The sequence below is a fragment of the Halobaculum saliterrae genome, from assembly GCF_009831625.1.
Classification (GTDB): domain Archaea; phylum Halobacteriota; class Halobacteria; order Halobacteriales; family Haloferacaceae; genus Halobaculum; species Halobaculum saliterrae.
In genome coordinates this window covers 117734-130107 of the sequence record NZ_WUUS01000004.1, presented here as the reverse complement: position 1 = coordinate 130107, position 12374 = coordinate 117734, and the positions used below count along the sequence as shown (strand labels likewise).

Here is a 12374-nt window from a genome sequence, read left to right as displayed (position 1 = left end):
GACGGGTCTAAAGCGGAGGAGTGGGCTCGGGCGGAGTTGAACCACCGATCTCTTCCTTGTAAGGGAAGCGTCATAACCACTAGACCACGAGCCCGTACCCGGACACACCGGCCGCGCTCGAATAACGCTTACCTTTCGCCCGATACGCTTTCCCGATCGCCGCCCGACTGTGTCGGTATGGCCCTCCGCCGCCGCGTCGCCCCCGCGCTCCTCGCGCTCCTGGTCGTGCTCGCCGGCTGCACCGGCACCGTGGCGAACGTCGCGAACGACGGCGAGTACGAGCGCACGACGGTCACCGTCGTCGACGGGAGCGGCACCGAACTCGGCAGCGTCGACGCCAGGGTCGCCGACACCTTCGACAAGCGCTACACCGGACTCTCCGACACCGAGTCGCTCGGGCCGGACGAGGGCATGCTGTTCGTCCACGACAACGAGGACAGCCACGCGTACGTGATGCGCGACATGGCGTTCCCGATCGACATCGTGTTCGTCGCCGCCAACGGCACGATCACCCGGATCCACCACGCAGAACTCCCGCCCGAGGGAACGAGCGAGTCCGAACTGAAACGGTACCGCGGAACCGGGAAGTACGTGCTCGAAGTGCCGTTCGGCTGGACGACCGACCACGGCGTATGCGAGGGCGACACCGTCGAGATCGCCGGCGACTACTGAGCGTCGCCGCCGCGGATCGTGGCAGAGGGGACCGTTCCGAACCGGAGGTGTTTCGTTTCGAAGCGAACCGTTTAGGGCGTTGGTGTCGCTGAGAGTAGGTAATGAGTCATCCCTCCGACGAGGACGACCCCTTCGAGGACATCCGTGAGAAGACGGATAATCCGATGAAGCGGTTGTTCTCGGAGTACGGGTCCAGAAACCTCCGGTACTTCGGGCTGGGCTTCTTCGGCAGCGTCGCCGCGCGCGTGCTCGATCTGCTCCCGCCGCTTCTCCTCGGGATCGCGATCGACGCCGTGTTCGAGCAGAACGTTCCGTTCGACCTCCCGTTGGTGCCCGCGAGCGTCATCCCGACCGGTCCACGGGACCAGTTGGTGTTCACCGTCGGCATCATCGCGTTCGCGTTCTTCGGCGGGTCGGTGTTCCACTGGATCCGCAACTACGGCTGGAACTCCTTCGCCCAGAACATCCAGCACGACATCCGGACGGACACCTACGACAAGATGCAGCGGCTGAACATGGACTTCTTCGCCGAGAAGCAGACCGGCGAGATGATGTCCGTGCTCTCGAACGACGTGAATCGCCTGGAGCGGTTCCTCAACGACGGCATGAACTCCGCGTTCCGCCTGTCGGTGATGGTGATCGGGATCGCCGCCATCATGCTCTGGCTCAACCCCCGGCTGGCAGTCGTCTCCCTTCTGCCGGTGCCCGTCATCGCCGTCGTGACCTGGAAGTTCATCGACGTGATCCAGCCGAAGTACGCCGACGTGCGCAAGACGGTCGGTCACCTCAACTCGCGACTGGAGAACAACCTCGGCGGCATCAAGGTGATCAAGACGTTCAACACCGAGGGGTTCGAATCCGAGCGCGTCGACGACGTCTCGTACGACTACTACGACGCCAACTGGGACGCGATCACCACCCGGATCAAGTTCTTCCCCGCGCTGCGCGTCATCGCCGGTATCGGGTTCGTCATCACCTTCGCGGTCGGCGGCTTCTGGGTGCTCGGCGAGGCGCCGTTCTGGCTGACCGGCGGCAACGAGTTGACCGTCGGCGTGTTCACGACGTTCATCCTCTACACCCAGCGGTTCATCTGGCCGATGGCGCAGTTCGGCTCCATCATCAACATGTACCAGCGCGCCCGCGCGTCCAGCGCGCGCCTGTTCGGCCTGATGGACACGCCCTCGCGCATCGTCGAGGACCCGGCCGCCGAAGACCTCGTCGTCGACGACGGCGAGGTCGTCTACGACGACGTGACGTTCGGCTACGACGAGGGGGAGACGATCGTCGACGACATCTCCTTCGAGGTCGACGGCGGCGACACCCTCGCGCTCGTCGGCCCGACCGGCGCCGGGAAGTCGACCGTGCTCAAGCTCCTCCTCCGGATGTACGACGTGAACGAGGGCTCGATCACGATCGACGGACAGGACATCCGCGACGTGACGATCCCGAGCCTGCGGCAGTCGCTCGGCTACGTGAGTCAGGACACGTTCATGTTCTACGGGACGGTCCGCGACAACATCGCCTACGGGACCTTCGAGGCCGACGACGAGGCGGTGATCGAGGCCGCGAAGGCGGCGGAGGCCCACAAGTTCATCACGAACCTGCCGGAGGGCTACGACACCGAGATCGGCGAGCGCGGCGTGAAGCTCTCCGGCGGGCAGCGCCAGCGCCTCTCCATCGCCCGCGCGATGCTGAAGGACCCGGAGATCCTCGTGCTCGACGAGGCGACCTCCGACGTCGACACGGAGACGGAGATGCTCATCCAGCGCTCCATCGACAAGCTCACCGAGGACCGCACCACCTTCGCCATCGCCCACCGTCTCTCGACGATCAAGGACGCCGACCAGATCGTCGTCCTCGAGGACGGCCGGATCGCCGAGCGCGGCACCCACGAGGAGCTGTTGAGCGAGGACGGCCTCTACGGCCACCTGTGGGGCGTGCAGGCCGGCGAGATCGACGAGCTTCCCCAGGAGTTCATCGACCGCGCGGCGAAGCGCGCCTCGCGGACCGAGGCGGAAGCCGGCGACGACTGAGGCGAGGTCGGGGGAGCGAGCGCAGCGAGCGACCGAGGCCTCGGAGAACCGGCGTTCACAAATCGCTCTGCGATTTGTGAGCTCACGAGACCTGTGGTCTCGTGAACGGCGAGGTGTGCGCGGGGAAGCCGCGCGGCCCGAGCCGCCCACGATCGAGGCGGGAGTGACCCGCGCACAGCGATCGAGGCGCGAACCGAGCGGAGCAAGCGGGTGAACCTTCTTCACCGATACCGAACCAGCATCGCCGATGCGCTAGCCGAGACGGCGCGCCGGAACGCGGAGTGCGAGGCCGACAAAGGAGGCCTCGATGCGAACGGCGACAGCCGTGAGCGCGCGTGGCCCGACGGCGCGTCCTGACGACGGTGTCGGCGTCCACACCGGACCCGTCCTCGCCCCGAGCACGGCCACCTGTTCGCCATCGTTCGAGCGACAGCGCTCGTGCCATCCGCGCCTTCTAAGTCGATAACCTCCGACACCCCGGATGATGAGCTCCTTCCGTACTCTCGACGACCTCCCCGCCGAGCAGCGCGTCCTCGTCCGTCTCGACCTCAACTCCCCGGTCGAGGACGGCGTCGTACAGGACAACCGCCGGTTCTCCCGCCACGCCGAGACCGTCGCGGAACTCGCCGAGGCCGGCCACCGCGTCGCGCTCATGGCCCATCAGGGCCGTCCCGGGAGGGACACCTTCGTCTCGCTGGAACAGCACGCCGAGATCCTCGCCGAGCACGCCGGCGTCGACGTGGACTTCGTCGCCGACACCTTCGGCGACGACGCGCTCGCCGCCGTCCGGGATCTGGACACGGGCGACGTGCTCCTGCTGGAGAACACCCGGATGACCGACGACGAACTGCCGGAGAAGGAGCCCGAGGAACACGCCGCGAGCGACTTCGTCGAGACGCTCGGACCGGAGTTCGACGCGTTCGTCAACGACGCGTACTCGGCGGCCCACCGAAAGCACGCGTCGCTCGTCGGGTTCCCGCTGCGGCTCCCGAGCTACGCGGGTCGCGTCATGGAGACGGAGTACGAGGCGAACACCGCCATCGCCGAGCGCGAGTTCGACGGCGACGTGACGATGGTCGTCGGCGGGACGAAGGCGACCGACGTGATCGGCGTGATGGAGGCGCTCGACGGGAAGGTCGACCGGTTCCTCCTCGGTGGCGTCGCCGGCGAGTTGTTCCTCCGGGCGGCCGGCTACCCCGTCGGCGAGGACATCGACACCGAACTGTTCGACGAGCAGTGGGATGCCAACGAGGAGACGATCCGTTCGGTGCTCGACGAGCGTCGGGATCAGGTGACGCTCGCGTCGGATCTGGCGTACGCGGACGCCGACGGCGAGCGCGCCGAGGTCGCAGTCGACGATATCGTTGAGAAGACCCAGTCGTTCCTCGACATCGGTAGCGACACCGTTGCCGACTACGAGCCGGTCATCCGCGACTCCGAGGCCGTGTTCGTGAAGGGCGCGCTGGGCGTCTTCGAGGACGAACGATTCAGCGTCGGGACGGTCGGTGTGCTGGAGGCCATCGCCGAGACCGACTGCTTCTCGGTCGTCGGCGGCGGCGACACCTCTCGCGCCATCACCATGTACGGGATGGACGAGGACGACTTCTCACACGTGTCTATCGCCGGCGGCGCGTACATCCGCGCCCTCACCGGCGAGCCGCTGCCGGCGGTCGAACTGCTGATCCGAAGCGCGGAGCGCGACGCGTAACAGGAAGCCGAGGTGACCACAACGGATCGGGCGGACGGTTGATTAGGCGGCGACGCGATCTGGCGACCATGCTCGTCGGCGTCGTCTCCGACACCCACGACAACGCACAGTACGTCGAGGCCGCGGTCGACGCGTTCGCGGACGCGGGCGCCGACGCCGTGATCCACTGCGGCGACATCGTCGCGCCGTTCTCCGCGAGTCCGTTCGATCCGGACGCGGTCGACGCCTCGGGCGCCGACTGGGAGTTTCACGCCGTCCGTGGCAACAACGACGGCGAGTGGGCCCTCGCCGACGCCGTCGATGCGTTCGGCACCTACCACGGCGAGTTCGCCTCGCTGACGCTCGACGGGACCGCGTTCGCCGTCTACCACGGTACCAGCGAGCCGATCGTCGACGCCCTGGTCGCGAGCGGGAGCTACGACTACGTCTGTCGTGGCCACACCCACGAGCGCGTCCACGAGGATCGCGAGGGCACCGTCCACCTCAACCCCGGCGGCGTGCCGATCCCCGGCCGAGAGGAGGAGCCGGCCGCGGTGATCGTCGACACGGAGTCCGGCGACGTGACCGTCCACGATCTGGGGTAGACAAGCGCGGCGGAGGGACCGCTCCGTCGCGCTCCCGTCGCCTCGCTCCGCTCGCGTCACGCCGCGTTCGTGGGCGGCGGACCTCCGGGGTCCGCCGCCGTTTTCCCGAGGACTCCCTCCGCGAGACTCGCCCTGCTCGTCCCGCGTGCCCTCGTTCGCCCCGTTCACGAGGACTTCGGTCGGTCTCACCTCAGTCGTCGCCGTTGCTCTTGGGAACGACCCGCTTGCGCTGCCCGTCGAACAGCGACTCCAGCCCGACGCCGAGCGTCTCGTCGGTGGTCGCCATGCTCGTCTCGCGGTCCTCCCAGTCGAGGAGCGCTCGGATCGCGTCGATGTTCTCCGGGATCACGTCCGACTCCTGATGGATCGACTGGAACAGGTAGAGGTCGCGGCCCTCCATCGAGACGGAGTGTTCCCAGATGCAGTTCTCCCAGAGGTCGCCGCGGGGACGGCCCGTGTCCATCGCGAACTCCTTCAGCTTCCCCGTCCCGTCGATACCCGTCTCCTCGGGGACGAGGAACAGCCGCGACTCGGCCGAGAGCAGGTCGCGCACCTCGTCGGCCGAGGGCGCCTCATCCAGCGTCACGTTCACCGAGTGGAGGTGCATCAGCGTCGCCGGCACCTTCACACCGAGGGTGTCGATGTCCACGTCGGGGATGATCGTGTTCACGTCCGGTCCGTGATGGGAGGGGATCGTCGCCGGGTCCGGAAGGATGTCGTTGATCGGCCCGCGCGATGTCTGCCCGGGGTCGCCACCGCGGCGGACCAGCGTGACGCGGGATTTCTCGACGCCGTACGACTCGATCAACGGCGTGAGCAGGCGCGAGAGCCCGGTCGTGTTACAGGAGACGACGCGGGCGGTGTCGACGTCGTCGTCGCGCGCGAGGTCGTAGTTCGAACGGGCGTTGAAACTCACGTCCGCCACGTCGGCGTCCTCCCCACCCTGAAGGATGGCCGGCGTGTCGTATCGTTCGTAGAGTTCGCGGTTGTCGGCGCCGACGCCGGAGGGCGTCGTGTCGACGATCACGTCGGCGGTCATCACCATGTCCTCGACCTCGCCCGCGAGGTCGATCCCGGCGTCGTGGAACAGGTCCGCGCGCTCCGGGATCGCGGCGTACAGCGGGTACCCCTTCCGGACCGCCGCCTCCGCCTCGTAGTTCGGGCGCGTCTTCGCGACGCCCGTCAGCGCCATGTCGGGCTGTGCGGCCACCGCGTCGGCGACCCGCTTCCCGATCGTGCCGTACCCGTTGACGCCAACCTGGATCATTGTCGGATGGTCCCTCGTGGCCGAGGTTAATCGTTACGGGTCGAGTAATCAGAAAGCAACTACAGAGCGAGTAAGAGCACGGAATTCAGGAGGAACGCTGGATCCCGCGGTCGACGGGGCGAGCCGGACGAGTAGGGTGGCGGTTCCGAGCGTTGTAGTTCGAGGTCCGCTCCGACAGGCCCAAATCGGATCGGATCCCAGCGTCGGTATGGACGACGACCTCCGTGCCGCGGCCGAAACGGCGATCCACCAGTGTCTCGACCTCGGGAGCGACGAGTCGCTCGCGGTCGTCACTGACGACGAGCGGGAGACGATCGGCGAGGCGCTCTATACGGTCGCAAGCGAGGTGACCGCCGACGCGAGTGTCGTCCGCTACCCGCCCGCGACTCAGCACGGCGAGGAGCCGCCCGCCCCAGTCGCCGCCGCGATGCGGGAGGCCGACGCCTTCCTCGCGCCGACGACGAAGAGCCTCAGCCACACCCGCGCCCGCGGTGCCGCCTGCGAGGCGGGCGCCCGCGGCGCGACGCTGCCCGGGATCACCCGCGACGTGTTCGTCGCCGGTCTCGACGCCAACTACGCGACGATCGCGCGACACTGCGCCGACGTGCGCGCGCAGGTCGACGGCGCCGACGAGATCCGCGTCACGACGGAGGCGGGGACCGACATCACCTTCGAACCCGGCGACCGCGAGTTCCTGTCCGACACCGGCGACGTGAGCGAGGCGGGGTCGTTCTCGAACCTTCCCGCGGGCGAGGTGTTCGTCAGCCCCGAGAACGCGAACGGGACCTACGTCGTCGACGGGACGATGATGCCCCACGGGCTGCTGGACGGGCGGGAACTCCGCTTCGAGGTCGAGGACGGCTTCGTCACCGACATCTCCGACGACGAGGTCCGCGAGCAGGTCGAGGCCGCCGCCGAGGAGGTCGGCGACGACGCCTACAACCTCGCGGAACTGGGGATCGGGACGAACGTCGGCGTCACGGATCTGGTGGGCTCGGTGCTGCTGGACGAGAAGGCCGCGGGGACGGTGCACATCGCCATCGGCGACGACGCGGGGATCGGCGGCGACACCGAGGCGCCGCTGCACCTCGACGGGATCGTGACCGAGCCGACCGTGTGGGCGGACGGCGAGGAAGTGGAACTTCCTCGATAACGCGAACGGCGTGTGGCCGACCGAAGGGGGGCCACGAGAAAGCGAACGGGGAACGAAGTGACCCGTGAGCGGCCGAGGGCGAGACGGTGTGGAAGTGTTCCGGCCCGACTCGTGGCGTCCTGAATCAGCTCTCCTCGGCGGTTCCGACCCGCCACCGCCGTTCCAGTCCCCACACGAACGCCAACTTCAGCGCCATCGACAGCGCCCCGGCGAGCGCGGCGCGGCCGGGACGACGGCGGTAGGCGGCGTACAGCGCGTACGCGGAGACCGGGCCGGAGACGGCGTTCAGCCGGTCCCACGGGCCCGGCGTCACCTCCTCGCGAAGCCACGCGCGCTCGGCGTCGACGACGCGAGTCATCCACGCCGTGTCGGCCTCGGGGTCGCGGTCGACCCGGGAGAAGGCGACCGGGTTGACGACGGTCCAGCCGAGCGCGACCGTCAGCAGCCGTCGGTCGCGGGTGTACGCCGCCGCGAGCAGCAGCGGCATCGTGAGGAGGCGCGACCACCCGCTTTTGGGGTTGGCGTGGCGCTCCCAGAACACGTCGAGGTCGGCGCACCGTCGTCGGAGCTTCATACCCGCCCGTACGCGAGGGGGAGAGATCAACCTATCGCGGATCGGTGATGACGCTCCTTCACCGTTCAGCTGATCCGACGGACCGAATCGAACAGCCCCTGGACCGTCGAGACCGTCCGCTCGTCGTGCGCCTTCGGGTCGAGGTAGAACTGCGCGCGGGCGCCGGCGCGGTGGACGCCGGTGACGAGCGTGTGGAGGAAGCGGTACGCCACGCTCAGGTCGACGTACTGGAGGAGCGCGGTCACCGAGTCGAACGCGACGAAGAGGTTCCCCCGGCCGTTAGCCTCCTGCAGGGCGTCCTGCCACTTCATGCACAGTCCGGTGAGGTCCTGTGGGTGGGCCCCCTCGACGGCGAAGGACCCGCCGTCGGCGGCGACGCGCGGGCCGGGGACCTCGCCCGTTCCGGACGCGTCGACGATCATGTGACACGGCGGGGCCCCGACCTCGGTGCGCCAGCGCTCGTGAAGCGTCACGGGGTCGGTGTCGTACGTGAACTCGACGACGGTGGGGTGCTCCGCGTACCCCGCGACGGCCTGCCGTTTCACCATCGTCCGTCGCTCCGGTCCCGGCGGCGTCAACACCAACTCGGCGTTCGACGAACGCTCCCACTCGTCCTCTCGGGGCCCCGTTCCCTGTCGTGTCCCGCTCCCACTCATCTGCGTACCCGGATGTATTCGGAGGGAGTATTTAATCGGTTTGTCGAAGTTCTCAGCGCGTAGAATCGCGGGCGGGCGGGGCCGTACCCCGCCGGCCACGGCCGGCCGACGACGGCGGACACCGGACGCGACGGCGCTTCGGTTCGGGCGCGCATCGCGGACCCGAACACGGGATTGATACCCTTCGCCCCCGAGCGTTGGAGCGATGACTGGGGAGATCCGCGCGCTCGACGACCGAACCGTCCGCGAGATCGCCGCGGGCGAGGTCGTCGAGCGGCCCGCCTCCGTCGTGAAGGAACTCGTCGAGAACGCCCTCGACGCCGGCGCGTCGAGGGTCGCCGTCGCCGTCGAGAACGGCGGCATCGACGGGATCCGCGTCCGCGACGACGGCGCCGGGATCCCCCCCGAGGAGATCCCGATGGCCGTGGCGAAACACGCGACCAGCAAGCTCGATGGGATGGACGACCTCGATTCCGGCGTCGCCACGCTCGGCTTCCGCGGCGAGGCGCTCCACTCCGTCGGTGCGGTCGCGGAGCTGACGGTCCGCTCGCGCACTTCGGACGCCGACACCGGCGCGGAGTTGGTCGTCGACCACGGCGACGAGGGCCAGGTGAAGCCTGCGGGCTGTCCCGTCGGCACGACCGTCGAGGTGCGCGACCTGTTCGGGCGAACGCCCGCCCGTCGGAAGTTCCTCAAGACGCCGGCCACGGAGTTCGACCGCGTCAGCGGCGTCGTCTCGGCGTACGCGCTCGCGAACCCGGACGTGGCGGTGTCGCTGGAGCACGACGGCCGGGAGGTGTTCGCCTCCCCCGGCGACGGGGACCGTCGCTCGGCGGTGCTCGCGGTGTACGGCCGCGAGGTCGCCGAGTCGATGGTGGACGTGGCGTACGAGTCCGACTCCGGGGAGGTGACGGTCTCGGGGCTCGTCTCGCATCCCGAGACCACCCGCGCGGGCCGGGAGTACCTCACCACGTACGTGAACGACCGCTGGGTGCGCGACGGCGACCTCCGGGGCGCCGTCGTCGACGCCTACGGCGGCCAACTCGCCACCGACCGCTACCCGTTCGCCGTCCTGTTCGTCGACGTGCCGGCCGTCGCCGTCGACGTGAACGTTCATCCCCGCAAGACGGAGGTGCGCTTCGACGACGACGCCGGCGTGGTCGACACCGTCCGCGAGGCGGTTCGGGCCGCGCTGCTGGAGCACGGGCTCGTTCGATCGTCGGCGCCGCGCGGGCGCTCGGCGCCCGAGGAGGCCGCCGTCGACCCCGAGGTCGTCGGCGGCGCCGGCACCGACCACGAGCGCGCCGCGAGCGACCGACGGGAGGCGGACGGCGACGCCGGCGACGACGACCACGACGCTGCCGACTCCGTCGACGCCGCCGTCAGCCGCGACGACGACCGCGACGCGACGAGCCCCGGCTCGGAGACGACCTCCTCCGTGCTCGACGCCTGGGGCGGCTCCGACGCCGCGGACTCCGAAGCTCCGGCCGACGCGCCGACCGACGGCGTAACGCCGCCAGCGACCTCGGGTTCGGACTCGAACGCCGCCGAGTCCGGCGCGGAGGAGCGGACGCCCGACGACCCGACACCTGTGGACGGAGACACCGCAGCCGACGACGAGGCGTGGCGAGTCGACATCGGCGGGGGCGGCGACGCGACCGACCGCCCGACGGACCACCCCGAGCGCGGGCGGACGGACGCGACCGCGGGCGGGGCGCCGTCACCGCGCGCGTGGCAGTCCGGCGGCGACGAGGCGGACGACAGTGACGAGACTGGCGACGGCGAACGATCGGACGACGCGGCCCCCAACTCCGACACCGATCCCGCGGCGACGACGGCGGCCGACCGGGCCCGAGATCGAACGTGGGGAGCGCCCTCGCAGGCGACGCTCGCGGGGGGTACCACCGACGAGCGGACCGAACACGACCGGCTGCCGGCGATGCGCGTGCTCGGCCAGTACGACGACACCTACGTCGTCTGTGAGACCGACGCCGGCCTCGTCCTGCTCGACCAACACGCCGCCGACGAGCGCGTCAACTACGAGCGACTTCGGGGCGCCGTCGGCGACGAGGCGCCGGCACAGACGCTCGCGACGCCCGTCGAGTTGGAGCTGACCGCCCGGGAGTCCGAGCTGTTCGAGACGTTCCGCGAGGCCCTGCGCGAGGTCGGCTTCCGCGCGGAGCGGGTGGATCGGGGGAACGGCGACGACGGGGTCACCGGCGTCGGTGGCGACGCCGACGGGGGAGCGGGGGACGACCGCGGCGACGTTCCCCCGAGCCACGTCGTCGCGGTGACGGCGGTCCCCGCGGTGTTCGACGCGACGCTGGACCCGGATCTCCTGCGGGACGTGCTCGCCGCCTTCGCCGACGAGGTGACTGCCGGTGACCGTCCCGTCTCGGAGGTGGCCGACGCGCTGCTGGCGGATCTGGCCTGTTACCCTTCCGTGACGGGCAACACCTCGCTCACCGAGGGGAGCGTGGCCGACCTGCTCGACGCCCTCGACGACTGTGAGAACCCCTACGCGTGCCCGCACGGTCGCCCGGTGATCGTGGAGTTCGGGCGCGAGGAGATCGAGGATCGATTCGAGCGCGACTACCCGGGCCACGGCGGCCGGCGCGCGGAGTAGCGCCGACCGGGTCGGACCACCGAGGCGGCGAACTCGGGGCCATCGCCGATCGCGACACGGGTCGACCCACGCCGGGGCGCTTCCAGACCCTTCTTGACGGCCCCGGCCGTCGTCCCGCGTATGACCGATCTCGTCACGTTCGGGGAGACGATGCTTCGGCTCTCCCCGCCGCGGGGGACCAGACTGGAGACGACCGAGGAGTTCGACGTGCGCGTCGGCGGCGCCGAGAGCAACGTTGCCGTCGCGGGCGCGTCGCTGGGGCTGGACTCGGTGTGGCTCTCGAAGCTGCCGCGCTCGCCGCTGGGTCGCCGAGTCGTCAGCGAGTTGCGCGCCCACGGCGTCCGCACGGGCGTCGCGTGGGACGACGACGCGCGCCTCGGCACGTACTACCTCGAACACGGCGGCGAGCCCCGCGGCACGAACGTCGTCTACGACCGCGCCGACTCGGCGGTGACGACGGTGACGCCCGAGGAGCTTCCGCTGGACGTGCTCGGGGAGGCGACCGCGTTCCACACCACCGGGATCACGCCGGCGCTGTCCGAGGCCGCCGCGGAGACGACGCGCGCGGTGCTGGAACGCGCGGAGACCGCGGGGACGACGACGAGCCTCGACCTGAACTACCGGAGCAAGCTCTGGAGCCACGCTGAGGCCCGCGAGACCCTGACGGTGCTGTTCGAGCACGTCGACGCGCTGTTCGTCGCGAAGCGGGACGCCGAGGCGGTGCTCGACCGCGACGGCGAGGCCGTCGAGATCGCCCACGGGCTGGCGACCGACTTCGGCTTCGAGACGGTGGTCGTCACCCGCGGCGACAGCGGCGCGCTCGCGCTCCACGGCGACAAGGTGTTCGAACAGCCGGTGTACGAGGCCGACACGCTCGACGCCATCGGCACCGGCGACGCGTTCGTCGGCGGCTTCCTCTCGAAGCGCTGTGACGGCGGGAGCGTCGACGAGGCGCTGGAGTGGGGCGCCGCGACGGCGTCGCTCAAGCGAACGATCGCCGGCGACCTCGCGGTCGTCACCCCGGCGGAGGTCGAGCGAGTGATCGACGAGGGGGACGGCGGCATCTCTCGGTAGGAGGCGTCCTCGGGGTCGGGAGATTCC

The 12374-nt window shown here is 69.8% G+C and carries 10 protein-coding genes and 1 tRNA gene; 7 read left to right on the top strand and 4 right to left on the bottom strand.

Translation table 11 applies throughout. The features are described 5' to 3' along the window. Positions 1-21: 21 nt before the first annotated feature. Positions 22-94, bottom strand: a tRNA-Val gene (locus GRX01_RS07445). An 83-nt stretch (positions 95-177) separates the two neighbouring features. Here GRX01_RS07445 and GRX01_RS07440 point away from each other — a divergent pair. From GRX01_RS07440 to GRX01_RS07425, 4 genes are all read left to right on the top strand, one after another. Next, positions 178-672, top strand: coding sequence for a DUF192 domain-containing protein (locus GRX01_RS07440; protein WP_159665126.1), 495 nt, complete (start codon positions 178-180; stop codon positions 670-672). A 101-nt stretch (positions 673-773) separates the two neighbouring features. After that, the gene (locus GRX01_RS07435) at positions 774-2705 is read left to right on the top strand and encodes an ABC transporter ATP-binding protein (protein ID WP_159665124.1); all 1932 of its coding nucleotides are present in this window, start codon (positions 774-776) and stop codon (positions 2703-2705) included. 484 nt (positions 2706-3189) lie between these two features. After that, positions 3190-4413, top strand: coding sequence for a phosphoglycerate kinase (locus tag GRX01_RS07430; RefSeq protein WP_159665122.1), 1224 nt, complete (start codon positions 3190-3192; stop codon positions 4411-4413). Between the two features lie 68 nt (positions 4414-4481). Further along, complete coding sequence (locus GRX01_RS07425; protein WP_159665120.1) at positions 4482-4997, top strand: metallophosphoesterase; 516 nt, start codon at positions 4482-4484, stop codon at positions 4995-4997. Positions 4998-5187: 190 nt separating this feature from the next. On the opposite strand, the gene GRX01_RS07420 is transcribed toward GRX01_RS07425, so the two are convergent. Then, complete coding sequence (locus tag GRX01_RS07420) at positions 5188-6264, bottom strand: type II glyceraldehyde-3-phosphate dehydrogenase (RefSeq protein ID WP_159665118.1); 1077 nt, start codon at positions 6262-6264, stop codon at positions 5188-5190. A 208-nt stretch (positions 6265-6472) separates the two neighbouring features. Here GRX01_RS07420 and GRX01_RS07415 point away from each other — a divergent pair, with 208 nt between their 5' ends. Beyond that, complete coding sequence (locus GRX01_RS07415; RefSeq protein ID WP_159665116.1) at positions 6473-7417, top strand: aminopeptidase; 945 nt, start codon at positions 6473-6475, stop codon at positions 7415-7417. A 124-nt stretch (positions 7418-7541) separates the two neighbouring features. Here GRX01_RS07415 and GRX01_RS07410 read toward each other — a convergent pair whose 3' ends face one another. Together GRX01_RS07410 and GRX01_RS07405 are read right to left on the bottom strand one after the other, a co-directional pair. Continuing rightward, positions 7542-7991: a DUF6653 family protein gene (locus tag GRX01_RS07410; protein WP_159665114.1), complete on the bottom strand. Its 450-nt coding sequence runs from the start codon at positions 7989-7991 to the stop codon at positions 7542-7544. A gap of 65 nt (positions 7992-8056) precedes the next feature. Further along, positions 8057-8647, bottom strand: a complete 591-nt coding sequence (locus GRX01_RS07405) for a DUF7504 family protein (RefSeq protein WP_159665112.1) — start codon at positions 8645-8647, stop codon at positions 8057-8059. A gap of 205 nt (positions 8648-8852) precedes the next feature. Here GRX01_RS07405 and mutL point away from each other — a divergent pair, with 205 nt between their 5' ends. Further along, positions 8853-11273 carry a DNA mismatch repair endonuclease MutL gene (gene mutL / locus GRX01_RS07400; protein ID WP_159665110.1) on the top strand — a complete coding sequence of 807 codons (2421 nt, stop codon included), beginning with the start codon at positions 8853-8855 and terminating at the stop codon, positions 11271-11273. A gap of 120 nt (positions 11274-11393) precedes the next feature. Next, positions 11394-12347, top strand: coding sequence for a bifunctional 2-dehydro-3-deoxygluconokinase/2-dehydro-3-deoxygalactonokinase (kdgK1, locus tag GRX01_RS07395; RefSeq protein ID WP_159665108.1), 954 nt, complete (start codon positions 11394-11396; stop codon positions 12345-12347). The last annotated feature ends 27 nt before the right edge of the window (positions 12348-12374 follow it).